The sequence below is a fragment of the Halomonas sp. MS1 genome (assembly GCF_024182575.1).
Classification (GTDB): domain Bacteria; phylum Pseudomonadota; class Gammaproteobacteria; order Pseudomonadales; family Halomonadaceae; genus Vreelandella.
The window spans coordinates 4,382,196-4,406,580 of record NZ_CP098926.1; the positions used below are offsets into that span (position 1 = coordinate 4,382,196).

Below are 24,385 nucleotides of genomic sequence, written 5' to 3' on the forward strand. Positions count from 1 at the left end.
ATTCCTTCTTTCGTTCAATAGCTCGAAAAATTAACATCCTACAATTCTTTTAACCTGCGCAAATTTGCTTCGGCACTGAGCAGCTGTAAATAGGCATTTTTTTTATGGTAGTACCGCCATTTTTCAAGTAATTTTAGATCAGATACCATACCTCTCTGATCAGGGTCACTTGACTCAGGGTTTGTTATGGCTACCGACTTTATATCTATCTGTTGTTGTTTCAGAAAAGCAGTTAACAGTTCATCAAATGAAGGACTTAGATAGGAGACATGGCTGTTATCAACAGTCAACTCTATTCCGAGAACCGGACACAAACCTACATCGATCAGTTTCGCGTTCTTATACCTCATAACAATATCTTTCACACCTCTACGAAACGCGATAGCAACAAGCGTCTTTGTAGAGGCAGGTTGTATACAGTGACGCCAACTACAGTCCGTACTAGTTCCATCCACTCTATGGATATACAAACATCGATTTTTATGAAAATCCCTTTTTACTTGTATGTAATCGATACCTGCGCCTTTCTTCTTTGTATATTCAGAATGTAGTGTGAATAATGAGGTGAAAAATAACTCATCTTCAAATTGGAGACGTTCGCCAGCTTCGTACTGGTTGATTCTACGCCGAGCTTCTTCCTTGGCGCTTTGTTGAGTCTTGAATTGATAAGTTCCAAATGCTATCGGATTTGCCAATTTAGATTCCTTAAAAATCTCATGAATCGCATCAGCGTCAAAAAGCATAGCGATGAAGGAGAGCTGCTTTTAACATCCGAGTGCATGCGATTGTTATCTTTTTGTTCAATAGCGGCGTTCATAGTCATTGCTAAAATCCGCACCATGTGCCAGTTGATCGAGTACGATTTTTGCGCAGCGGAGAAGCTCTAAATTGCGCCGCTTGCTGTCCAAATCTTGATCGCCATACTTGCCGCCGTGAAACAGGTTATTTCGCAAGCACACAGAGCACTTAAGGTACTGAAATATTGAAACATTTAGTATAGCTCGGCCACATGAGACCTTAGATCCATACTTTAATTAGTTTTGAGCAGTATTGACCATTCCTCTGCATCTTTACAACCCGATCACTTGCTACTTTAGACCACCCTACGTCGTTTCTTTCTGGAAAGCCTCGTCTCTACCAGGACTTACCAGGAATGCCTCTACTAATTTTCATTCGGCTGAGGACTTAGTTTTAAGTACTAGCATGCCTACTCATCCGTTAAAAGCGCATAAATCCGCATGAAAACGCATGTTTTTCATGCACCCATTTTCCACCAGCCAGCCCAGCAGTGGCGTGGCTTGGCGGCGATCGCAGGGGTGCATAAAAAACTCTACATTTAGCGCGCGGGCGGGGCGGGGTGTCGAGTGCGCGGCGTGGGTCGCGGTCGGTGTGGGGCGATTAGTTGGCCACATACCAGCTTCTTTCGACGATGCAGCGTCCTTACTTAGCACGGTGTGCTGGCGGCCACGGATCTTCTCTTCAGAGCTGCGAAGCGATAGCGCGCCGTAAGTCGCGGTTAGGGTGAATGCCTATGACTGACAAAACTGCCGCTAGAGCGACCTTGCATGTTTGGTTATGAATGCGCTGTCTGATACCGCATTTCAATCAGTTGATGTTCGCCAACGACTTCTACTTCCTTGATGAACTCAAATCCAAACCTTTCGTAGTAATCTCTAAGGTAAGTGTGAGCATGGATCTCAATAGAATTGACACCTAACTCCTGGGCATATTGCATCATTGCCTGGACAACTTTCGAAGCGACGCCCATTCCTCGACATACCTCACTGACCGCTATCCTGGCCATGGTAGAAGAGCCGTCTTCTTTCACGGTTAGCCGGGCCGTTGCAATGGGTTCACCGTTGTCCGTTACCAGCGCGTGGAATGATTCCTCATCCAGCCCATCCAGCTCCAGCTCTGCAGGAATCTGCTGTTCACGTGTAAACACCTGATAACGAATACCTTGAGCCTGCCTGATCAATTCAGAATCATTTCCGATAGTGACTTCCATTGCTGTTTTTTCTCCAAAAAATAATAGCTATAACTTAGCACATGGGTTTCTCCCGCTTGAATGGGTGGGCGTCAGCCAGAGCTTGGATTCTTAGCCCTAACATGCCAACGCCCCGCACAAAGGCGAGGCGTTGGTCATACACTAGCTAGGTCATACTTAGGCGTTATCGAGGTCATCAAGGCTGGGGGCGTCGGTAACTCTGTACTTGAATCACTGGCAGATGGTTTCATTCAGTCGATAGGCCATCGCGGCCACGGCTTCATTGCCACCACTTCTTGTCAAAACCGTTAAGCCATTTTGGCCTTAACAGCCGCAAGCGGTGGGACAATTTGCGGCATAGGCCTCGCCCTCCAGTTGCAGCACCGTGTGACGGATTTCAAAACATTCGTGCAACATCTCTGTCGCCAGCGTCAGCAGCTGGTCATGGTCACCCCCACCGTCTGCCATGACCAAGTGAGCGGTGATGGCGTTGTCACTTGTGCTCATAGCCCACACGTGGAGATCGTGAACGGACACCACGCTGGGTAATGCCAGCAGCTCCGTTTGTACTTTCTCCAAATCAATTTCTTCGGGAACACCATCAAAGAGCAGATGCAGCGATCGGCGGAACAGCGACCAGGTGCCGACGACGACCACCAGTGCAATGACCAAACTCATGACTGGATCAATCCAGCCCCAGCCCTGCCAAAGATAAGCGGCACCAGCGACCACCACACCCAGGGACACCAGGGCATCGGCTGCCATATGCAGAAAGGCCCCTCGTATATTCAGATCGCCTTTGCTGCCAGCCAGAAATAACCAGGCGGTCACCGAATTGATCACTACCCCAATGCCGGCCACCACCATCACGGTACCCGCGGCCACTGGCGACGGCATTTGCAAGCGATCAATGGCCTCCCAAGCTAAGTAACCCATAGCGACCAGCAGGACCACCGCATTCACAAAGCTGGCCAGGATGGAGCCTTTGCGCCAACCATAGCTGTGGCGCATATTAGGCTGCAGTTGCGCCGCACCAAAGGCAGCCCAGGCCAGCAGCAGCCCTCCTACATCACTCAGGTTATGAGCCGCATCGGCCAGCAAGGCCAGGGAGCCAGTTTTCCAGCCATAAAAAGCTTCGATTATCACAAATGCCAGGTTCAGTGTTACCCCGATGGTAAACGCCCGGCCGAAATTACGGGGAGCATGATCGTGATGGTGAGCCATCAGTTCTTTTCCTTGCTGCGGGTAAAGGGTGTGGGGCTTTATGCGTCAGTGGCAGTCTTATTGAGCATCAGTAGCATCTGTCTCCGCACTCATGGCCTTGGGTTCAGCGCGTCTTGCTGCGCAACGCCTCGAAGCCAATGATGACATCCAGCAGCTCAGTGGTGATGTCATCCTGACGAACCGACCTCAGTTGCCCTTTGACCTCGTCCAGCCGGTCGTCTACCGATTGTTCTGCCTGCTGCATCAGGGCAAGCCGTGCGGCATTTTCGGTGACCATGGCCTCCGCCGAGGCGCGAAAGACACTGGCGAAGATATGACTGCGCAACAAGGCGGCAAACAGCTCGGGTGGCGGCATTGAATAGTCGGGCAGGGAGCGGGATTCCCAGGGTCGGTCGGCGAGCCCCGCCAGGAACGCCTGCCCCAGGGGTAACAGCGGCACCAGCACCGGCTCGTGCTGCCCGCGACCGGCTCGCTGGGTAAAGGCCAGCGTGACTTTCCGGTTGTGAGGCTCGCCGTGCCCGATGTCATCCAGCCGGGTTACGATGCTGCTCGCCAGGCGTCCGATGCCATCCGCCGAGGCCGGTGGTAAAAAAACACTTTCTGGACTGAGACCCTGCCCCGCCAGGGCATCATTCATCTGGGCGCCAACACACAATATCCGAACACCCGAGGTTGCTGCTTTTAGCGGCGCGATTTCGGCCTGAACTTTTTCGGCAAGTACCTCGTTGTAGTTACCGCACAGACCATGGTCAGAACCGAACACCACCACGATGGTGTCGACAGGTTCCGCTTGTGGCAAGGCGATGGAGCCGGTTCTGGCGACAAAGGCTCTGAGCCCACTTCGCACCGTCCGATGATAGGCCTCGATAGATCTGGCGGCACGCTCATAGGGCATGGCATTGATGGCGGAGATGGTCTTCATGGTGTGAACGATCCCGCGAATGCTGGTGAGCGTCTCATCACGGCGGGTCAGGGCTTCAAGTGTCTGCGTCACGGCCGTGCTCCGGTACACTCAGGGCGGTACGTGCCACCTTCAACAGAGAGGCGCGGTCATCCTCATCCAGAGGCTGGTTATCAGCGATTCGCGTTGCGATCCTTGTCAAGGTGTCCCCCACCGACGCCCTAACGCTTTCCATAGCAGCTACCACCTCGGCTTCCGACAGCCCGTCGAACATGCCGTCTATCGCCGCTAGCAACACCATTAGCTGCTCCACCGCCGGTATCGGGTCCCGCTCAGGCTGACGCAAAGCCGCCCGAACCGCAGCACCTCGGACCAGACGCGCCCGGGTGGCGTCATCCAGCCGGGTGCCAAAGCGGGCAAAGTCTTCCAACTCCTCGAACTGGGAGAGGGTGACGCGTAAGTTACCGGCAACTTCCCGAAACGCACGGTGCTGCGCCTTGCCGCCTACCCGCGACACTGACACCCCGAGATCGACTGCCGGGAACTGGTTTTTGCGCACCAGCTGCGGTGACAGATAGATCTGGCCGTCGGTGATCGAGATGAGGTTGGTCGGGATATAGGCCGACAGGTTTTCCGCCTGGGTTTCCACCACGGGCAAGGCGGTAATGGAACCTCCTCCGGCCTCCGGGGTGAACTGTCCGGCGCGTTCGAGCAGCCGGGCATGCACATAGAAGATGTCCCCCGGAAATGCCTCGCGTCCCGGCGGGCGCCGCAGCAGCAGCGAGAGTTCACGGTAGGACCGTGCATGGTGCGTGAGGTCATCGAAGACGACCAATACATCCTGGGCTTGATCGGCGAAGTACTCCGCCATCGTCATCGCCGCATAAGGGGCAATGTAGGCAAGGCCTGGCGCACTCTCATCACCGGCAACTACCACGATCGTCTTCGCCATCTGTCCGCTCGCCCTCAACGTTTCGATGACTCTGGCGACCGCATCCCCACGCTGGCCGATGGCGCAATAGATACTCAGGACCTCTGAACGGGCCTGATTAAGGATAGTATCCACAGCAATAGACGTCTTGCCTGTCTGCCGATCACCGATGATCAATTCTCGCTGCCCTAGACCAACAGGCACCGCAGCATCGATCGCCTTGAGACCGGTCGCCAGGGGACGGCTAACAGCAGCGCGGCTGAGAATATCGGGTGCCCGGGCTTCCACTGGTCGTTCGGCCACGGCGGTCACCTTGCCCTTGCCATCCAGGGGCTGGCCCGTGGCATCGACAACACGTCCCATTAGTCCCGGCCCCACCGGCACACTGATTACCTTGCGGGTACGCCAGACATCCTCTCCGGCCCTCACCTGCTCGGAAGGGCCTAACAAAACGACCCCTAACCGATCCGGCTCAAGATCCAGCACCACGCCGCGAACCCCAGAGGCAAACACCAGCAGCTCATCCGCCAAGGCACGCCCCAACCCGGCTACCACCGCAATGCCATCCCCCACTGCAGCCACCGTGCCTACTTCGTCCAGTACCGGCGAAGGTGCCGAGCTGGCCAGCAGAAGGTCGATAAACCCCTGCACGCCAGGCAGCCGCGATTCATCCGCCATAATTGTGCACCCTGCCCGACTCGCCACTTGCTAGGCGCTCTTCCAGCAGACCCACCAGCTCGTCGGTATAGCTGTCCACCGTCCAGTCGAGCTGGATGCTGCCGATTCGCAGGACCATCCCGGGGGACTGACTGTCATCTGTGGCAAAACGCAAGGAAAGCCCGGGCACTAGCCCCTGGAGAGCGGCTTCCACCTCTTGCCGTGCGCCCTCCGGCAGCGGGGCATGGGTGGTGACAACCGCGCCTTGGGCATTGCTAGCCGCGGCGGCCAACTCTTCCGACAGCGGCGGCGCCAGCTGGCTGATGACGTGTAGGGCAATGCGCGCCTCCAGACGTTCGTCGGCCAAGTCGTGCAGCGCTCGGCTAGCCAGTTGGTAAAGCGTTTCGGCACTCGCCTTGTACAACTCCGTCGTGAAGCGTTCCTGCTCACGCGCCAGGTGCGCCTGCAAATCCAGCCGTTCCTGCTCCAGTGTCTCCCGGGCCTCAACCAACAGGGCGTTCCGCTTTTGTTCGGCTTCCTGGCGAACCTGTGCCTCCAGAGCGGTTTGATCGGCCAGTAGCTGCTGTTTCTGTGTTACGAAATCCACCTCAGCAGCTTCCGCCTTCTGCTGGGCGCGTGCCGCCTCCCCCATCTGCTCCGCGATCTCGGCCTCGCGGGAATCGATGCCATTCAAAATAGGCTTGTAAAGAAAACGCTTGAGCAGCCAGACCAACACCAGAAAATTGGCGATCTGAGCGAGAACCGTAACCCAGTCAATCGACATGGCCTAGCCTGCTGTCGTTTGGGTGGCTTGCATAAACTGATCCAGGAACGGGTTGGCGAACAGCACGATCATCGCCACCACAAAACAGTAGATCGCGGTAGATTCGATCATTGCTAGGCTCACGAACAGGGTTCGCGACAGCATGGAGGCCGAGTCCGGCTGCTGAGCGATGGCGTTAAGAGCGGCCGCTGCGGCGCGGCCTTCACCCAGCGCCGGGCCAAGGGCGCCGAACGACACCGTCAGTCCCGCAGTGAAGATAGAAATGGCCGCAATAAAGGCTGCATCTGTCATTGATCTTCCTCCTTGTTTTCCGGTTTCTTAACAATGGCCGTTGCCGACGAGATATAGACGGTCGCCAGGATGGCGAAGATGTAAGCCTGGATCAGACCGGTCAGCAGGCCCAGCACGTCCATCACTACGGGAAAGAAGAACGGCGCCACGCCGAGCAGTATGCCGGCGATGACCGCGCCGCTCATCACGTTGCCGTAGAGGCGGATGGCCAGCGAAATGCCCCGAGAGAACTCACTGATGATGTTGAAGGGCAGCATGATGACCGATGGTTGGATGTAGGTTTTCAGGTAACCGCGAATGCCCTGTTGAGTGATGCCAAACAGCGGGACAGCAATCAATACCGCCAAGGCCAGAGCGGCGGTAGTAGAGAGCGAAGCCGTAGGCGGCGTGAAGCCAGGCACTACGAGTAGTAAATTTGATAATGCAATGAACAGAAACAGCGTGCCTGAAAAGTACAAGACATGGCGAGACGACTGCGGCGAGATTTCCTCGATCTGCCTCTGGATCCCGGTGACGATCACTTCCAGGGTGGTTCGCCAGCGATTTGGCGGTACATCCGGCCGTAGTCTCCGGGTCACGAGGATCGAAGCGCCGGTCAGCAAGGCCATGAGAATCCAAGTGTTGACGATGGTTTCATTAATACCGAGGCCCCAGAGAGTGAAGACCGTCGTTTCGTCGGGTGTCAGTTGCATTTGGCCTCCTTCACCCGGGGTAACCGGGCCATTAGGGTGGCGCTGAAACGCACGATGAAGAAGGCCAACACATAACCAGCGAACGCCCAGCCCAGGGTTCCTCCATCGGTCACCAGCCACCCTGCCAACAGCAGCAGGCCGATCCGTAGCGCGGCGCTAGGCAGCAGCAAAGAGACGGGGCGTGTCAGGCGCAGCGCAAGACGGACACTCAGTGCCAAGCCCAAGAAATACAGGATACTGACGGTAACACCGGTGCCAAAGCCGATGATCACAGCATGCCAATCAATCATCATTACGGTCACTCCCGCTTTCCTTGCTGACCCAGGCCCAGGCAATGAAGCCGCCGAGGGCTACGCCACCCAGAATCAAGGCAATGGTCCACTGAAAATCCTGCGGCATATTGCGATCAAGCCACAGGCCGAAAAAAGCGCCTGCCACGGTGGGTACCGCGATCGACCAGCCGATCATGCCGAATACACCCAGGCCCCGCAGGGGACTCGTACCGGGCTCCTCCCGTGCCTTTCTCAGACGTCTCGCACGACGGCCGATGTCATCCACCGGAGATTTTCGCGGCTTGGTCATGGCGTTTTGGGTCGCTGCAGATCGGCAAACCGCCGCACCATGCCCGCCTCCAAACGCGCCAGGGCGGAACGTGCCACGCGCTCATCTTCATCTACCTCAATAAAGTTTCTTTGCACGGTTTCCTTCAGCGAGGCCAAATCCGTTCCCTGGACACCTCGCCGGATAGCAATCTCGACCTGATGGCCCTTTTTCACCAGTATTCCCTCGTCGATGCCAAATATCTGCTCCTCACCATCGGCTAGAGTCAGGATTAACACCGAAGGCACCAGGGCGGTGACGAAATCGATATGGTTTGGCAGCATCCCGAAAGCACCGTTTTCCGCCACGGCAAACAGCCGACTTGCCGGGCCCTGATGCAGGGTCATGGCTGGCAGTCTCAAGGTCACCTGCATCATCGTTGACTGGCTCATACCACCGTCTCCAGATCGGAGAGTGCGCCGATCATGTAATAGTCGCTTTCGTTACGCTCAAAATGGGTCTGGTTCAGGATGGTTTCACAACCCTCTAGGGTCTCAACGGTGGTCACGCGTCGTCCCTCGGTACCGGTAAAGGCCGCCGTGGTGAAGAAGGGTTGGGTCAGGAACCGCTCCAGCCGACGAGCGCGAGCAACGGTTGCCCGGTCAGCGGCTGACAGTTCTTCAATGCCCAGCATGGCGATGATATCGCGCAGTTCCTCATATTCGGCCAAGGTTCGGCGCACGCCCCGAGCGATATCATAATGACGCTGCCCCACCACCGACGGCGTGAGCATTACTGAGGACGAGGCCAGGGGATCAATGGCCGGATACAAGCCTTCACTGGCGCGTTTGCGGGACAGCACGACCGAGCCCGAAAGATGAGAGAAGATATGGGCAGCGGCTGGGTCGGTGAAATCGTCGGCGGGCACATAAACGGCCTGGATCGAGGTGATCGCTGCGCTGCGAGTGGAGGTGATTCTTTCTTCCAGCTCCGCCAGTTCGGTCGCCAAGGTCGGCTGATAGCCCACCCGCGAGGGCATACGACCCAGCAGCCCGGATACTTCAGAGCCGGCCTGGACAAAGCGAAAAATATTGTCGATGAGCAGCAACACATCTCGGTGCTGCTCATCGCGGAAATACTCCGCCATAGTGAGAGCAGTTTTGCCAATCAGAAACCGCACACCTGGCGCCTCGTTCATCTGCCCGAATAGCATGACAGTGTTATCAAGTACGCCAGCCTCGCCCATTTCACGGTAGAGTTCTTCCGCCTCACGGGAACGTTCGCCGATGCCGCAAAATAGGCTCACCCCTTTGTATTGCTGCACCGTATTGTTGATTAGTTCGGTGATCAGCACGGTCTTGCCCACACCAGCACCACCGAACAGGCCAGTCTTACCGCCTCGTTCGATGGGAGACAGTAGGTCGATGGCCTTGATGCCGGTCTCCAGTACTTTACTGCGAACGACACGATCTTCCAGCCGTGGCGGTGCTTGGTGAATGGCGCGGCGCTCCACCGTCACTGGTGCGGGCTTGCGGTCGATAGGCGTACCAAACACGTTAAGCATGCGGCCCAGGACAGCGTCGCCGACCGGCACGCTGATCGGAGCGCCGGTGGCCCGAACCGACATACCTAGCCCTAGCCCCCTGACCGGCCCCAACGCCATGCAACGAACGATGCCCTTATCCTCAAGGCCGGCAACCTCCAGGGCTGTTTTCCCGACATACAAGAGCTCTCGGATAGCAGGTACCAGCTTCGCGAACTTGACATCGACGACTCCCCCACGAATGGCGACAATAGTCCCAGTGTCATTGTCTGGTTCGACCCGATCGTGGGCGTCATGTTGAGTCATCATCACGTACTATGCATCGGTAGACACCCGCGTGCCTGCCGATCCGTCAAGAATGGCAATGGCATCCTGCAGCCGGCCAATGCCGCTGAGCCCCCCGCTTCAGCAAATTCACAGGCGGCACGCAGCTTGGGGCCCATGGAGCCAGCAGGTAATTCCAATGCTCGCGCCTCAGCCACCGTCAATGCGGAAACCGGTGTCGCCTGATCGGTGCCAAAGTCTCGGTAGACTGCATCCACATCGGTCAACAGGAGCAACGCATCCGCCCCCAGTTTTCTGGCCAACAATGCGCTGGCGGCATCCTTATCGATGACCGCTTCAACGCCCATCAGGCTGCCGTCCTCCTGCCGCAGCACCGGTATTCCGCCACCGCCGGTGCAGACCACGACCACGCCCTGCTCCAGCAATAGTTGCAGCACGCGCAGATCGGGTATTTCGAGGGGTTTGGGAGAGGGCACCACACGCCGCCACTTGTCACCGTCCGGCGCAATACTCCAGCCCGCACCAGCCGCCCGGCGCTCAGCTTCCTCGCGCTCATAGACAGGCCCGACAAACTTGGTCGGTTTGGCAAAAGCCGGATCTTTAGGGTCTACCACCACTTGCGTCAGCAGCGTCGCGACGGGCCGGTCATGCTCCAGTGCATTCTCCAGTTCCTGTTCGATCATATAGCCGATCATACCTTCGGTTTCCGCGCCCAGAACATCCAGCGGGTAGGCTTCATCCGGCTTGTAGGACGCGCCCTGCAACGCCAGCAACCCCACTTGCGGCCCATTGCCATGGGTAATCACCAGGTCGTGTCCGGCTCGAACGATATCCGCCAGCGACAGTGCCGCCGTTTTCACATTGTTGCGCTGAACCACCGCAGTCAGCGGCTCGCTGCGTTTCAGAAGAGCGTTACCGCCCAAAGCTGCGACCACCAACATGTCAGTCTCCCAGGGTCGCCACGAGGACGGCTTTGATGGTATGCATCCGGTTCTCGGCCTGATCAAAAACAATGGAGGCCGGACTTTCAAATACTTCGTCAGTCACCTCCATGGCATCAATGCCATGAGCCTCCTGAATCTCTTTGCCAACCACTGTTTCGGTGTTGTGGAAAGCTGGCAAACAGTGCATGAATCGCACCCGGGGATTGCCGGTTTTCGCCATCAGGGCCGCATTGACTTGGTAAGGCATCAGCAGCTTGATGCGTTCGGCCCACTTTTCTTGTGGTTCACCCATCGAGACCCAGACATCGGTATAAACAAAGTCGACACCGGCAACGGCGGCGTCAATATCATCGGTGATGGTGATGCGAGCTCCGGTTTCCGCCGCCAGCGCCTTTGCCTCGTCTTGCACCGCCTGTTTCGGCCAACAGGCCTGAGGCGCGCACAGCCGCACGTCCATACCCATTTTGGCGCCGCCGATCAGCAGGCTATCGCCCATGTTGTTGGCGGCATCGCCGATAAACACAAAGGCTACCTCGCGCAACGGTTTTTCCACCTGCTCCTGCATGGTTAGTAAATCTGCCAAAATCTGGGTCGGATGGAACTCGTTGGTCAGACCGTTGTAGATCGGCACACCAGCATACTGGGCCAGCTCCTCCACAACCGACTGCCCGAAACCTCGATACTCAATGGCATCGTAGACCCGTCCAAGCACCCGCGCGGTGTCTTTCACCGATTCTTTGTGGCCTATGTGGGTGCCTGTGGGCCCCAAATAAGTCACTCGCGCACCCTGGTCATAGGCGGCCACCTCGAACCCGACTCGGGTTCGCGTGGAATTCTTCTCGAAGATCAGCGCGATGTCCTTGCCCTGCAGCCTTGGCACCTCCGTGCCGGCGTACTTGGCGGTTTTAAGATCAGCGGACAACTTCAGCAGGAAACTGATTTCGCGCGGCGTAAAATCCCGCAGCGTCAGAAAATGTCGGTTCTTGAGATTAAACGCCATGGACCTTCTCCTTAGCTGTCAAACAGCATCCCTGATGGTTGGGCAACTCATGCAGCGCCCTCCGCCTCGGCCCCGGCCCAGCTCGGCGCCGGGTATGGCCAGCACTTCTATGCCCGCTGCTTCAAGCGCAGCATTGGTATCGTCGTTGCGGTCATAACCCACCACCACCCCGGGGCTCAGTGCCAGTACGTTATTACCGTCGTTCCACTGTTCGCGCTCGCGCTCTTCCGGGCTGTCCCCCCCCGTGGGCACAACCTCCAGCGCCGGGAACCCGAGAATCTCGGCCACCACCTCAAACAGATGGCGGCGATCCTGCTTGAAGGACAATGTTTTGCCACCCTCGCCGGGCCTCAGGTCATAGCAGACCACGGCATCCGCCACCTCCTTGAAGGCCGTCACTACGTTGCCACCACAGAAGGTGAATACCGTATCCAGGTGCATGGCTGAGCGGGATTTGGGCAGTTGGCAGGCAATCACCCGATCGACCATGCCGCCATCGAACAGAGCCTTTGACAGCTGACCAATGGCCTGGGGCGAAGATCGCTCACCCATGCCCACCAGCACCGTGCGATTACCTAGTGGCATGATATCCCCGCCTTCCAGGGTGGCTAGGCCATGGTCTTGCAACGGATCCCCCCAATGCACCGTCACCTTGCCGGCAAATTTCGGGTGAAATTTATAAATAGCGGTCATCAGCAGGGTTTCTGGCTGGCGGGCAGCCCAGTGCATCGGGTTCAGTGTTACCCCGCCATAAACCCAGGCACTGTTATCCCGGGTAAACAGGAAATTCGGCAGCGGAGGCAATACAAATCCGAATGGTCCGAGATGGTTACCAAACAGCCCGGCCGAATCAAAAGGCAGATCCGTTACCTCAAGACCTCCGATCAGAAACTTCGCCAACTCACCACCGGGCAGCTCGTCCATCCAGGCCCGCAGATCCGACACCATGCCAACGCCGATATGATTCCAGTTAATCCGATGATCCAGAATCCAGCCCCGTCCTTCAGGGATCTCCAGCGTTTGTGCCAGTAGCTCATTGACATCCAGTACCTCAGTCCCCCTGCTGCGCATCAGATTGGCAAACACATCGTGATCTTTTTGCGCCTGCTTAACCCAGAACACATCATCAAACAGCAGGGCGTCGCAGTTTGACGGCGTTAGCCGCCGATGGGCCAGCCCGGGCCGACAGACAATCACCTGGCGCAGAGTTCCGGTTTCAGAGTGCACTCCAAGAGTTTGTTCAGACATGACAAAATTCCTTTTAACCAGTGTTCAAAACAGTGTTTAAAATAGTGTTTAAAACAGTGTCCCGATGCTGATAATCACGCTGATAAACACGGTCAGAATAAGCAGCAAAGGCCAGATAAAGGCGAGCCAGCGATCGTAGGACACCCGCCCGATGGCAAGTCCGCCAACCACCACCGCAAAGGTGGGGTTGATCAGATTGACCAGCCCGTTGGCAGCCTGGAAAGCCGTCACTACCAGATCGCGCCCCACATTGGCGAAATCCGCCAGCGGTGCCAGAATCGGCATGGATAGGACGGCGAGCCCGGAGGAAGACGGCACGAAGAAACTCATGCCGACCTCAATCCAGAACATGAGGTTGATAAACGCCAGCTCCGGCAGACCACCCAGCGAGGTTTCTGCGCTGTGCAGAATGGTATCGGCAATCATACCCTGCTCCATGATCACCACGATGCCACGGGCGAGGCCCACCACCAGTGCAACTCCGAGTAAATCCCGGGCGCCATCGACGAAACTACCGGTCAATTTCTTTTCGCCCAGCCGGGCAATGAGGCCAATCACAATGGCAGCACCAAAGAACAGAGCTCCCATACGCGCCATCCACCAGCCCTGGGAGGAGACGCCCCAAATCATGATGACAAAAGTCAGTCCGAAGATAATCAGCGCAATGATCTGAGTCCGGGTCAGGCTTGCACTATGACTCTCTTCATCGTGCTCTTGCAGAAACAGTTGACGGTGGGCGTCCCACTGCTTGGCCACCACCGAGCGTGAGGAGTCGGCTTTGACACGGTGGGCATAGCGCATGACATAACCGATGCAGATCAGCAGGCCACCAATCAGCAGGATAAAACGCAGCACGATACCATCGGTAAACGGTATGCCTGCGGCGTTAGCCGCGATAACAGTGGCAAAGGGATTGATGGTGGAGCCCAGTACGCCGATCCCGGCACCGAGCAGAATAATGGCAACACCAGTAACAGTGTCGTATCCAGCTACCAGCATCACCGGTATCAGGATGGCGTAGAAGGCGAGTGTTTCCTCCGCCATACCATAAGTCGTTCCGCCCAGGGCGAACAGGGTCATCAAGATAGGGATTACCCAGATTTCGTGGCCTTGCAAATGTCTCATGGCACTGCGGATGCCGGTATCGATGGCGCCGGTTGCGTTCATCACCCCGAGAAAGCCCCCCAGGAACAAAACGAACAGCGCCACATCAATGGCATTGGCCACGTAACTGTCCGGATCGTAGAACCCGGCGGTCGGGGCCAGCATAACCTCGACCGCGCCCTGGGGGTTGGGGTCAACGGTTTGATAAGTGCCGGGCACGGCCACTTCGCGCCCGACCTCCTCATTCATGACACGATCATATTGTCCGGCCGGAATAATCCAGGTCAAAGCAGCGACGACAATGATCAGGCCGAAAAGGATGGTATAGGCGGTCGGGAACCGCGAGGCGAGATCACTTTCCGATACAGGCGTTGACTTATCATCCTTAGCCATAGTGCGTCTCCTGTCGTCAACTTCACACCCAAAGCCTTTCTGAGCTTCTAAACAACTCGGCAGTCAGCGGCATTGCCCAGCTCAAACCTGCTTGGACAAGATAGTTCACCGACCGCACTTGTACGAGGAGTTTCAAGCAGCGCAGCACCGTTAGTTGATCGAGATCAATATCGGCGTATCAGTTGCCCCATCATTTCAATAAACGTCTTCAAGGTATCGTCCTTGGGACTTTAGCGTTGCAACGTCAATAGCTAACGGCCTGAGAATATCTTCCAGAGCCTGCTTAACCCCAGCAGCCATCCCTCTGCCACCACAAACCAGAATCTGAGCGCCAGCATCGACCATGCGACGCACCGCTATCTGATCCTGCCTAAGCTTATCCTGAACGTAAACTCGCTGATCAGACTGAGAGAATGCCGTACTGAGCCCGGTCAAACGGCGGTCGTTGAGATAATTACCCAGTTCGGGTTGATAGAGAAAATCCGATTCTGCATTGCGCCCACCCCAATATAGATACATCGGGTTGCGGGCGGTATTACGGCGAATAAACCCCGCCAGCGGGCCAATCCCAGCCCCCGCCCCAATCAAGATAGTCGCATGACTCCCCATCGCTGGCCGAAATTCGGGATTATGACGAATAAAGCCATTGATAGAGTCCCCCGGTTTAAGCCCATGAAGATAACCAGAACACAAGCCGCCGGGCTGTTTGCGGACACATATCTCCAGTAGCCCGTCTGAATCAGAAGATGCCAGAGAATAGAACCGAGCTGTCTGCCCATTAGGAGGTATAACGCCCAGCAGATCGCCAGCTTCAAATAGCGGTAGCGAGCTTTTTCGCGAGAGAAACGTCGACCATCGGCCCTGCTTCGCGCCTGTCGCTTTGAAACGCATGATACTGGTCGGCGCCTGAACAGCCAGCCCATAATCCGCGCGCTCTAGCAATTCCAGCGTTACCGTCGCTGGTGGCAATGGCTCATAGGTAAGCGTAAATGGAACGCCCATCTGCTCACTGATTCTGTCGCCCCATTCACTGAATTGCGCAGCATTGCATCGATCAATCCGTTCGAGGGAATATAAGCGTGCCAGCCCTTTTTTATCCAGCGCGACATCCACATCCACAGCAAACTGACAAAATTTCGGGAACTGGCGGTCGCCAAAACCCAACACTGCGTATTTCAGCGCTTTCTTATCCTCGAAATCATTAAGCTTGGTCATAAACCGCTGTGCTGTCCCAGGTGCATCGCCGTCACCATAGGTCGACGTCAGCACAAACAGCATGGATGCCTGTGGATAGTGATCAGCCAATGCGTTCATCTCGCTGCAATACACCTGAAAACCTGCTTTTTTCAGGCTCGCCTGAAGCTCACGGGCAAAGCCCCAGGTGGTGTTACCTTCAGAGCCAACGAGAATAATGATATCCGCCTGAGCGACATCGGCGTTATCCGGCATCAGCCCTGATGACCGCCGCCGTTGCCACCAGATGCTCACCCCAGTCAATGAAAGCACCGGTACGGTAAGCGCCGACGCACCCAGTATTAGGCCCAACCACCACAGCCCCTCACCGGTATGCAGACTGACCATCCATTGTTGGAACACGCTACCCTTAGAGCGCGGCTGATACTTCAGCAGCTCGCCACTCGCCTGATCGACAAACCCAGCTCCCTCTCGGGTCGTTAGGGAATAGACATCCTGGATGTCACCCTGATAAGGAAACACCAATTCGCGCAGATCACTGAGATCAACATTCTTGAGGGCATTCAGGCTTGCCACCGGTGCTGGCTGCCCGCCCGAGACCTCAGCCGGAAAGATGGGCTCGGCCTCAATAGGTTCGGGCAATAGACCAAAACGCTGTGCTGACATATAGCTGCCAGTCAATGCCGACAACAGCAACCCAAGAACGACAAATCGCGCCAGTTCAGTGTGAATACGTGTGCCACCGGAACCGGTTAATGGCTTTAACAGTCCCTTCCAGCCACCGCTACGCCGAACCAGTAGCAAAACTCCCGATATACACAGCAGTACCATCACCGCGGCCATGATTCCAGCCAGCATTCGCCCGGCGTTATCAAGCAGAAGCGAACGATGCAGATCCTTCATCCAGATAAAAAACACCGAAGGTTCAAAGGGCGCAATGCCCTCTCCGGTCAACGGGCTAACTAGGTCTGCTCCAGGCTGGCCATCGCGGTAGTAATAGACGATCACCTCACCAGATGCGCCGCGCACGATCTGCTCGGTTCCCGGGTAATGGGTCACCACCCGCCCTGCCAGTTCAGCCACGCTCACTTCACCAGCAGCAGGAATCATTACTGCAGCGCGATCCATCGCAGGTGCTAGTGCCAGAATTGCTCCCGAAATGGTCAGCACCGTAAGAATCAATGCGACAAGCAGACCAGGGAGTCCATGCAGCCGTCGTAACATAGCGCTATCTCCTGCTCACACCTGTCAAAGGTCATATTGAAACGATTGAATATAACCACGCCCTGCCTGCGGTTGTCCGGCGCTTTCGCTGGTTAGCGGCACGGCGATGTCGTCACGATGATCGCGCATATCTTCAACGGCAGTATCAATCCGTATCTCGTAGCCACTGTCGATCAATGCATCATCTAGATCTAGGTTGATTTTCAGAGTGCGCCCACTGGCTAAACTCGCACCGGTTAGACCATCATATTCGGCCGCATTCAACCCACTCCCACGCGCCCAGCCACTCAAGTGACTGTAGTATTTGGATTTTTCCCCAGCTACCCAGAGAGTCCCTTGATACTGTCCCTCCCCATCAGCAAGGTACAGTGCCAGATACGCACCATCGCCACCGTAGTTCTTCATCTCAATCGTAAAAGTTACTTCACGCGCCTGAGCAAAAGCAGGCATGGCTAAAGCGGTGGCGAGTGCGATGACCAAGCCAACGGCTGATAAAATCTGTTTCATCTTCGCTCTCCTGATAAAAGGGTGGTCAGCAAAAATCTTTCCAGTCATTCAACCGTTACGCTGGGGCGCCCACTGACAATGCCATTACGAGGTACTGCCGAAGGGTTACTGCCCGGCGTACCTTCACGTTTTTCGCTGTTATTGCGGTAACGATCATCATCGTTATCTTCGTCGTCATCCTCTCGTTCCAATTCCATCAACATCAGTGATGCGGGAGAAAACGATGCTTCTGCACGAAAGCCCCCAGGTGCTTCCCCCTTCACTTCATAACACCCGTCGTCCACCTTGATGCGGTATACCGTCCAGCCTTCAGCTTCCAGTTTTTGGCGTAAATTTTCCTGGGGCTGCCAGTTGGTCATCGGATCATTACAGTCATCATCTGCCAGCAGCGATGCGCTCATGAAGGCTAAGGCAAGGCTTAAAACCACTGTTTTCGTCTTCATTTGATATCTCCTCGATAGGTCACAACGCATACGTTATGAGCTTTACCTGACACTGACCTGAACGCGGCTAAAAATCCGCAGAAAGCTGAAATTCAGGTTGTAAGCAAGACAGACAAAAGAACAGACATAGCCGTGTTGTTCAGGCCAATGTCAGGTACTTGCGGTAATATCTTTTCCACAAGAAGATATGAAAGTGAGATAAGAGGTGAATAATGCGGGTACTACTGGTTGAGGACACGGTCGGCCTTGGCGAAGCGGTTCGCGATCAGATCGCCGATGACGGTCACGCAGTAGACTGGGTACAAACCCTGGGCTTTGCCGATGCCAGCGTTAAGGCCACTGCCTACGACCTTATCCTGCTCGACCTTATGCTGCCGGACGGCCATGGCCTGACTTTTTTACGCAAGCTCAGGACCGCTGGAAATTCAGCACCTGTCATTATTCTAACGGCCAGAGACCAAGTCTCTGACCGAGTAGAAGGACTTAACGCCGGTGCCGACGACTATTTGATAAAGCCCTTTGATCTTTCTGAACTTTCTGCTCGGGTATCAGCGGTAGCTCGTCGTTACCGGGGCAATCCCAATCCAATCATCCATGTTGGGAACCTGGTGGTGGATCTGAACGATCACCGCATTCATCGCAACGGTCAGCCTGTCGAGCTTACAGCCAGAGAGTGGGCGATTTTCGAAGGTTTCATCCAGCGACCCGGCATTTTATTGTCACGCTCACAGCTTGAGGATCGCCTCTACGCATTCGGGGCAGAAATAGAAAGTAATACCATCGAAGTTTATGTCAGCCGTTTGCGTAAAAAGCTGGGGCACGATGCTATTGTCACGGTGAGAGGTATGGGCTACCGACTGGAAATACATGGCCAATAAAAATAGTTTACAAAAACGCCTCGGCGTTGGCCTCACCCTGGGTGTCACTTTACTCTGGTTGTGCGGTGTGACGGCCTCTGGACTTATCGCACAACACGAAATGAATGAAGTTTTCGACAGCGCCCTTGAAGAAACCGCCCAACGTATTCTGCCATTGGCCGTTACTGACATTCTGAACCGAGAAAACAATTCGAGAAATCGAATAGCGCCCACCCTAAAAAAGCACGACGAATACCTCACTTATTTGGTGAGAGATAGTCAAGGCAACCTATTATTACAATCTCACGATGCCGACCTCAGCGCTTTTAACGCATTTCCTCTGGAAGGATTTTCAAATACCTCTACACACAGGATATACGGCGCATCCGCTGTTAGTGGCACCCTCTTCATAGAAGTAGCCGAGCCGCTAACCCACCGACACGAAGCCGCCCTGGAAGCAGGCTTGGCATTGCTACTGCCACTGATATTGTTGATTCCGATTAGCCTGTTGGGGGTCTGGTGGATTGTCCGGCGCTCGTTGCGGCAAGTGGTTGAATTCAAGCAATCGATAGAATCCCGAGGGGCGGGAGATCTTACTCCCTTAGCGGCTGATCAGTTACCTAGAGAATTTGAACCCATCGCCGCCGCAGTCAACCGCTTGCTGGAACGATTACAGCGTGCGCTTGAGGCTGAGCGCAGCTTTACGGCTAATAGTGCCCATGAATTACGCACCCCTTTGGCAACGGCGCTTGCCAAGGTTCAACGTTTAAAAACCCAGCTCCATAGTGACGCGCTAAGGGATAATGTTACTGAAGTGGAGGTCGCACTGCGTAGCCTATCAGCACTCTCGGAGAAGCTACTCGAACTGGCCAAAGCCGAAGGCGGTGGCGCTATTGCGCAACGTACGCACAACTTGGTGCCCATTCTGGCCCTGATAGTGGCGGATTTTGAAAGCCAGACTCCGGGAAGAATTTCACTGACACTGCCCGCGGGAGAAATGAACTCTTTTCTCGACCCTGATGCCTTCGCCATTCTGGTTCGAAATCTGATCGAGAATGCGATCAAACATGGCTCACACCAACATCCTGTGGAGGTCATCCTATCCGCTGACGGTAACTTTCGGGTACGCAATAGCGGAAATATCGTGCCAGCAGATGAGCTCAACCTGCTACGTAACCGCTTTACTCGCTCAAAAACCGGTGCGTCTGGCTCTGGCCTCGGCCTCGCTATTGCAGATGCCATTGCCACAGGTGCCAACATACATTTACACCTGCAGTCTCCTGCAAAAGGCAAACAAGATGGATTCGAGGCTGACCTTAATATCGCCGATGCAAAATAAAAAATTAATAAAGCACCCTACAGCAGCTAAATTTAACTAGGAAACTCTTGCGTTAAGCATCCGTTAATTTTTGTACTCTGTAGCTATCATCTGATTTTGTTCAACGCGGGAATATTGATATCGAGTGTTTAAGCCAGATTGCCGAAACGCCTGCATCGCATGGCAACCTGCTCACAGCGTACTGGAACTGCTGGATATATCGACGATGGTCTACCAGAGCGAGCTGGACATCAGCCAACGGTGTTCAGTCTAGGGCTGGCAATTGCTTATCCGTAACCACGAAGCACTGCCTTGAACGAAAACCAGCCTTATCCAACTAACGTTATGCAACGACGCCGAAAATCCGCCCGACACCTGCCGTTAATGCCATGGCTAAAGCCCCCCAGAAGGTTACCCTGATAGCGCCAATCATAGTGGAGGCACCGCCTGCACGAGCAGCCACGCTACCCAGAGCCGCCAGAAAAACTAATGATGAAAGTGCGACAAGCACAATAAGTAGATGCACAGGTGCTAACCATGCGACCCCTAACGGCAACGCCGCACCTACTAAAAAAGACCCTGCTGACGAAAGAGCAGCCTGAATTGGCCGTGCGTTGCCATCGACAGAAATGCCAATTTCATCCCGGGCATGCGCACCAAGCGCATCGTGTTTCATTAATTGTTCTGCAACCTGTTGTGCCAGCCGAGGCTCTACACCTCTTTGTTCATAGATGTCGGCAAGCTCTTGCTGCTCGAACTCAAAATCATCTTCTAGCGATTTTCTTTCCAGTGCTACGTCTGCATTTTCAGTATCTGACTGGGAGCTTACGGATACATACTCACCCGCTGCCATGGACATAGCGCCTGCCACTAAACCAGCAACGCCTGCTAAAAGAATACTCTCTTGTGACGCTGAAGCTGCTGCCACGCCAATAATAAGGCTCGCTGTAGAAACGATGCCATCATTGGCACCAAGCACAGACGCACGCAACCACCCGACGCGATTAGTTCTATGAATTTCGTGATGGCTCAAGGACGTATCTCCTATCCTCATGGATGTGTTTGATACTCAGAAAAACCGGTTATCTGCTTGCTAAAAACAGAGAGCTAATCGCAAGAAAGAACGGCCAAAACAGGAGACTTCAATCGCGTGGAGTTAAAGGACTTCGTATGATTGGATCAATTGGGAGTAGTCATGCGGTACCCAAAGTGATGCTGAGCACACCATTAATGCGACTAGGCCCATTGCAAAACCCAACGTGGGTCAAAGTGTAGTGCGGTTATTAACGATTAACCACATGATGCCCAATCCAAAAATAAGCTAGGGCTGGGCGTCTGGCTGGCACTCGTACTTAGTTAGCCCTGCTGATGGAAGCAGCTTATACGAGCTTTTAAGCAAGCGTTTCTTATGGTGTCGTCTGTGGGGTCGAAACACAAAGAAGGTGAATTCTAGAAAGGAATGAAAAACATAACTATTTTATTGGCGTCCCTGGCAGGATCACAACCTATATCTCAAGTTGTTGATTAACAAAACATCACCTTTTTATTAAAAATCACCGCATACCTTATCGCATACCATTTGTCAGTTGGTTAGATGTATTTTCCCGATCTCCTAATATGAAACTTTCACAATTTTGGAGCATCGCAATTCTGGGATTGCTGTTCCTCAGCTAGATTTGAATGCACAACATAAGTAGGTTTTATGCTTCCAGAATTAATAGGCACTAAACAGTTATGCGAGCGCTACAGCCGCTCTGCACGCACACTTAACTACTGGCAGCACGAAAAAGGATTCCCTAAGCCTATCATGCGCGGTGGTCACGGTTCTGAATCAAGGTGGCGTACTAGTGATATCCATGCATGGGAAGAAAAGCGGGCAGGCTATGAATAAATGGTTACAGGCGTAGTGCCTTACCATTAGCACTGCAGCACTAGCTCTATAGGTTTCATTGCGATCAACACTATGCCCTGATACGGGAGCAAGAATGGCGAACCTACTCACTGCCAAGGATGTTGCCAAAAAACTGTCAATCAGCCAGCGTAAAGCTTACTCACTGAAGAGTGTTATTGGCTATGTCCAAATCGAGGGCAATATCCGTTTCGAAGTTGAAGCTGTTGAGGCATATATTGCAAGTTGTAAAAGGAGCCCACTACCAGACCAGCACAGTAAGTGGGAAGCACGAGTCGGGCTTCAGCAGGCTCAACATCCTGTAAGCAAGTCACTGCAGCAGATATCAAAGCGCTCCTAGACCAAAAGAAGAAAGAGAAGCAGGAGTCGGGGCATGCAAGAACGTTACGTGTCGACTAGTGAGCTTTGCAATCGCCATGACCGCAGCCACAATACTTTGCTTCGTTGGCAGAAAAGCAAAGGCTTTCCCAAGCCTTTAATCCAGGGTGACCACGGCGCAGAATCCAGCTGGCGCGAAAGAGACCCCAAGGCTTGGGAGGATAAGCAAGTATATGGCTAGGCGTTGCGTTTTGTTGCCTTTGCCGTTGCACGCTCTTTTTTAAGCCGGGGAAGCGCGGGAAGGCTAGCACTACGAAACTTTCGTAATACACCGCTGGCGCCAGACTCACCCATCACAAGCGCACCCTCTGGACTGTCGACACGTATAGTTGCGGTTAATGCAGGAGTTACCGCAAGCTTTGCCCTTTCGACAAACACGACAACAGCCGCCTTGGGCTATAGCCAACTCATTGGGGATCGCGTCAAACGATAAGGTGCACTCTGCTTCCTCATCGCCAACTTGAAGCTCTGCTTGTCCAACCCAGCCGCCATGGCTATCTGGCGGCTGTTCAGCACTCAAGACTCCAGAGAAGCATAGCGCCAGCACTAACAGGATTACTCGCACGGTCATGACTACTCCCTTTAGTTATTATGTGCCAGCGCAGTATAGACGGGAATACTCACAGCACGTCTCTAGATTGTTAGCAGTCAAGCCTCATAACCATGCAACAATAATGGCACCAGCAACGGGTGCAAAATTGCGCTGGTTGCCATTAGCAATAGCAAGCGTTTTACTCGCGCCTGTTGATTTTGACCGGGAACAGTGGGAACGGCGGGAACAACACTGATTATTAACATGTTTTTTTGTTCCCACTGCTTTTTCATGAGTGGGAACAGTGGGAACATAGCGTGCCATCCCTAATTAGCATAATGGCAGGGATCAGCACTATCATGGCCTAATCCATGCTCAGTACCAAAGAACCATCTATACCTTGATATGATCAGCGGTTGGCCATACAACCCTGAATGTCTTTGGCCACAGACCGAAGAGAGTCATAAGCATGGCTGGCGCCAGCCCCGCTCCACGCCCCAATGGGATGATACCCAGTGTTCGCTGATACGCCTGTATTAAGCTGTGCCTGCCTCAATGAGTCAAAGATAAGCGACAGGCCGCTTTCCGATCCGCGCGCGCTCAGGCGGTACTGTACGACCCGCTCGATAGGCGCCATGCCAAAAGTAGCGCGGTAGTTGGTGGTGCCATTGGCTACAACCTCTGACTTGTCATCACTCACGAAAGCAATCACCTGGCCGCCAGCTGTCTCGCGTGTGCTTTCATTGCTATAGCGCATGCCAGTAAACGGACTGATATAGCTGGCTGTCTCTCCTGAGAGCGTGACGCCACGATTCTCGACAGTAGAGGCAATGCAGTATTCAAGCGCATCACCGGACACAGAGGAAGAGTCATAATCGAAGCGGGCAGATTCAAAGAAATGGTTACTGCTGCCATCAGAGCTCAGCGTAACGCCAGGCAGAGTGGCAAAACTCCCATCTACGGACTGGGTAGATGTGCAACCTGTCAGTAGCAGCGCAGCGGCTGCCGTCATAGCCAACTTTATCATCTCAATTCCTCGCGTGGCGAATACCGCTCTAAGGTGGTGATAAAACTAAGCCTAACTCAATGTTACTGGCTAGAGTAGTTTGCCTTTAGTTCAGTGGCTAGGTGCTCCACCATTCGCGTTTTCAGCACAAGTTTTTACAAGCAGGGGGCGCAGTTTACAGCCCTGCTATCACGAAAAGCACGTCTTGAACCTTAGCATTTCTTAGCCGCTCTTGGGGGGGGAAGGCTTTCACTGCAGCCCTCTCCCCTACATCTTTCGCCATCGGCGTAAATGTGACGGAATCTCACAATTAGGTTTTGAGGTTTGAAACCTCGAAACCATGCCTTTAACGGTGCCTTCGCGCCAGTGGAAACGGCTTTGGCTTTGGCTTTGGCGTCAGCTCACCCACCCTTGCCCTAATCTTGCCCATTAATGCACTTGTTCGGGCTATAACGGAGTTTGTAGTGCCTGCCTGATTCAGCCTCTAGCCTTG

Annotated in this window: 27 protein-coding genes; 4 read left to right on the forward strand and 23 right to left on the reverse strand. The window is 54.5% G+C overall.

Features of this window, described 5'->3' with window-relative positions; genetic code table 11:
* Positions 1-38: 38 nt before the first annotated feature.
* From NF683_RS20285 to NF683_RS20380, 20 genes are all read right to left on the reverse strand, one after another.
* Positions 39-695: a DCL family protein gene (locus tag NF683_RS20285; protein WP_253920809.1), complete on the reverse strand. Its 657-nt coding sequence runs from the start codon at positions 693-695 to the stop codon at positions 39-41.
* Between the two features lie 516 nt (positions 696-1,211).
* Positions 1,212-1,412: a hypothetical protein gene (locus NF683_RS20290; protein WP_253920810.1), complete on the reverse strand. Its 201-nt coding sequence runs from the start codon at positions 1,410-1,412 to the stop codon at positions 1,212-1,214.
* Between the two features lie 161 nt (positions 1,413-1,573).
* Positions 1,574-2,008 carry a GNAT family N-acetyltransferase gene (locus NF683_RS20295; protein WP_253920811.1) on the reverse strand — a complete coding sequence of 145 codons (435 nt, stop codon included), beginning with the start codon at positions 2,006-2,008 and terminating at the stop codon, positions 1,574-1,576.
* Positions 2,009-2,311: 303 nt separating this feature from the next.
* Positions 2,312-3,211, reverse strand: a complete 900-nt coding sequence (locus NF683_RS20300) for a cation diffusion facilitator family transporter (RefSeq protein ID WP_253920812.1) — start codon at positions 3,209-3,211, stop codon at positions 2,312-2,314.
* A 103-nt stretch (positions 3,212-3,314) separates the two neighbouring features.
* On the reverse strand, positions 3,315-4,205 hold the full coding sequence (locus NF683_RS20305) for a F0F1 ATP synthase subunit gamma (RefSeq protein ID WP_253920813.1): 891 nt from the start codon (positions 4,203-4,205) through the stop codon (positions 3,315-3,317).
* The gene (locus tag NF683_RS20310; protein ID WP_253920814.1) at positions 4,189-5,721 is read right to left on the reverse strand and encodes a F0F1 ATP synthase subunit alpha; all 1,533 of its coding nucleotides are present in this window, start codon (positions 5,719-5,721) and stop codon (positions 4,189-4,191) included. Before NF683_RS20310 ends, NF683_RS20305 begins: the two co-directional genes overlap by 17 nt.
* Positions 5,711-6,484: a F0F1 ATP synthase subunit delta gene (locus tag NF683_RS20315; protein ID WP_089037530.1), complete on the reverse strand. Its 774-nt coding sequence runs from the start codon at positions 6,482-6,484 to the stop codon at positions 5,711-5,713. The genes NF683_RS20310 and NF683_RS20315 overlap by 11 nt, the downstream gene beginning before the upstream one ends.
* A 3-nt stretch (positions 6,485-6,487) precedes the next feature.
* Positions 6,488-6,775 (reverse strand): F0F1 ATP synthase subunit C, encoded by a 288-nt coding sequence (locus NF683_RS20320; protein ID WP_089037529.1) that lies wholly within the window; start codon positions 6,773-6,775, stop codon positions 6,488-6,490.
* The gene (locus tag NF683_RS20325) at positions 6,772-7,467 is read right to left on the reverse strand and encodes a F0F1 ATP synthase subunit A (RefSeq protein ID WP_125749485.1); all 696 of its coding nucleotides are present in this window, start codon (positions 7,465-7,467) and stop codon (positions 6,772-6,774) included. The genes NF683_RS20320 and NF683_RS20325 overlap by 4 nt, the downstream gene beginning before the upstream one ends.
* Positions 7,458-7,769, reverse strand: coding sequence for a hypothetical protein (locus tag NF683_RS20330; protein WP_198361444.1), 312 nt, complete (start codon positions 7,767-7,769; stop codon positions 7,458-7,460). The genes NF683_RS20325 and NF683_RS20330 overlap by 10 nt, the downstream gene beginning before the upstream one ends.
* Entirely contained in the window at positions 7,750-8,049 is a 300-nt protein-coding gene (locus NF683_RS20335; RefSeq protein WP_089037526.1) for an AtpZ/AtpI family protein, read from the reverse strand. Before NF683_RS20335 ends, NF683_RS20330 begins: the two co-directional genes overlap by 20 nt.
* Positions 8,046-8,459 carry a F0F1 ATP synthase subunit epsilon gene (locus tag NF683_RS20340; protein ID WP_089037525.1) on the reverse strand — a complete coding sequence of 138 codons (414 nt, stop codon included), beginning with the start codon at positions 8,457-8,459 and terminating at the stop codon, positions 8,046-8,048. Before NF683_RS20340 ends, NF683_RS20335 begins: the two co-directional genes overlap by 4 nt.
* On the reverse strand, positions 8,456-9,856 hold the full coding sequence (gene atpD, locus NF683_RS20345; RefSeq protein ID WP_253921911.1) for a F0F1 ATP synthase subunit beta: 1,401 nt from the start codon (positions 9,854-9,856) through the stop codon (positions 8,456-8,458). The genes NF683_RS20340 and atpD overlap by 4 nt, the downstream gene beginning before the upstream one ends.
* 2 nt (positions 9,857-9,858) lie before the next feature.
* Positions 9,859-10,776 carry a carbamate kinase gene (arcC, locus tag NF683_RS20350; RefSeq protein ID WP_253920815.1) on the reverse strand — a complete coding sequence of 306 codons (918 nt, stop codon included), beginning with the start codon at positions 10,774-10,776 and terminating at the stop codon, positions 9,859-9,861.
* 1 nt (position 10,777) lies between these two features.
* Positions 10,778-11,779: an ornithine carbamoyltransferase gene (locus tag NF683_RS20355; RefSeq protein WP_198349193.1), complete on the reverse strand. Its 1,002-nt coding sequence runs from the start codon at positions 11,777-11,779 to the stop codon at positions 10,778-10,780.
* Positions 11,780-11,797: 18 nt separating this feature from the next.
* Complete coding sequence (locus tag NF683_RS20360) at positions 11,798-13,027, reverse strand: arginine deiminase (protein ID WP_253920816.1); 1,230 nt, start codon at positions 13,025-13,027, stop codon at positions 11,798-11,800.
* Between the two features lie 48 nt (positions 13,028-13,075).
* Entirely contained in the window at positions 13,076-14,524 is a 1,449-nt protein-coding gene (locus tag NF683_RS20365) for a YfcC family protein (RefSeq protein ID WP_253920817.1), read from the reverse strand.
* Between the two features lie 195 nt (positions 14,525-14,719).
* Entirely contained in the window at positions 14,720-16,942 is a 2,223-nt protein-coding gene (locus NF683_RS20370) for a PepSY domain-containing protein (RefSeq protein WP_253920818.1), read from the reverse strand.
* Positions 16,943-16,966: 24 nt separating this feature from the next.
* The gene (locus tag NF683_RS20375; protein WP_089037519.1) at positions 16,967-17,449 is read right to left on the reverse strand and encodes a DUF2271 domain-containing protein; all 483 of its coding nucleotides are present in this window, start codon (positions 17,447-17,449) and stop codon (positions 16,967-16,969) included.
* A gap of 44 nt (positions 17,450-17,493) precedes the next feature.
* A complete protein-coding gene (locus NF683_RS20380) occupies positions 17,494-17,892 on the reverse strand; it encodes a PepSY domain-containing protein (protein ID WP_198349199.1) in 399 nt (132 codons plus the stop codon).
* A 212-nt stretch (positions 17,893-18,104) separates the two neighbouring features.
* On the opposite strand from NF683_RS20380, the gene NF683_RS20385 reads away from it, so the two are divergent.
* Positions 18,105-18,770, forward strand: a complete 666-nt coding sequence (locus NF683_RS20385) for a response regulator (protein WP_089037517.1) — start codon at positions 18,105-18,107, stop codon at positions 18,768-18,770.
* A complete protein-coding gene (locus tag NF683_RS20390; RefSeq protein WP_253920819.1) occupies positions 18,760-20,088 on the forward strand; it encodes a sensor histidine kinase in 1,329 nt (442 codons plus the stop codon). The genes NF683_RS20385 and NF683_RS20390 overlap by 11 nt, the downstream gene beginning before the upstream one ends.
* A 322-nt stretch (positions 20,089-20,410) precedes the next feature.
* Here NF683_RS20390 and NF683_RS20395 read toward each other — a convergent pair whose 3' ends face one another.
* Complete coding sequence (locus tag NF683_RS20395) at positions 20,411-21,100, reverse strand: VIT1/CCC1 transporter family protein (RefSeq protein ID WP_253920820.1); 690 nt, start codon at positions 21,098-21,100, stop codon at positions 20,411-20,413.
* 952 nt (positions 21,101-22,052) lie between these two features.
* On the opposite strand from NF683_RS20395, the gene NF683_RS20400 reads away from it, so the two are divergent.
* The gene (locus NF683_RS20400; protein WP_253920821.1) at positions 22,053-22,316 is read left to right on the forward strand and encodes a helix-turn-helix domain-containing protein; all 264 of its coding nucleotides are present in this window, start codon (positions 22,053-22,055) and stop codon (positions 22,314-22,316) included.
* Between the two features lie 33 nt (positions 22,317-22,349).
* A complete protein-coding gene (locus tag NF683_RS20405; protein WP_253920822.1) occupies positions 22,350-22,535 on the forward strand; it encodes a hypothetical protein in 186 nt (61 codons plus the stop codon).
* 105 nt (positions 22,536-22,640) lie between these two features.
* Here NF683_RS20405 and NF683_RS20410 read toward each other — a convergent pair whose 3' ends face one another.
* On the reverse strand, positions 22,641-22,925 hold the full coding sequence (locus NF683_RS20410) for a hypothetical protein (RefSeq protein WP_253920823.1): 285 nt from the start codon (positions 22,923-22,925) through the stop codon (positions 22,641-22,643).
* 370 nt (positions 22,926-23,295) lie between these two features.
* Complete coding sequence (locus NF683_RS20415) at positions 23,296-23,913, reverse strand: hypothetical protein (RefSeq protein WP_253920824.1); 618 nt, start codon at positions 23,911-23,913, stop codon at positions 23,296-23,298.
* Positions 23,914-24,385 lie beyond the last annotated feature (472 nt).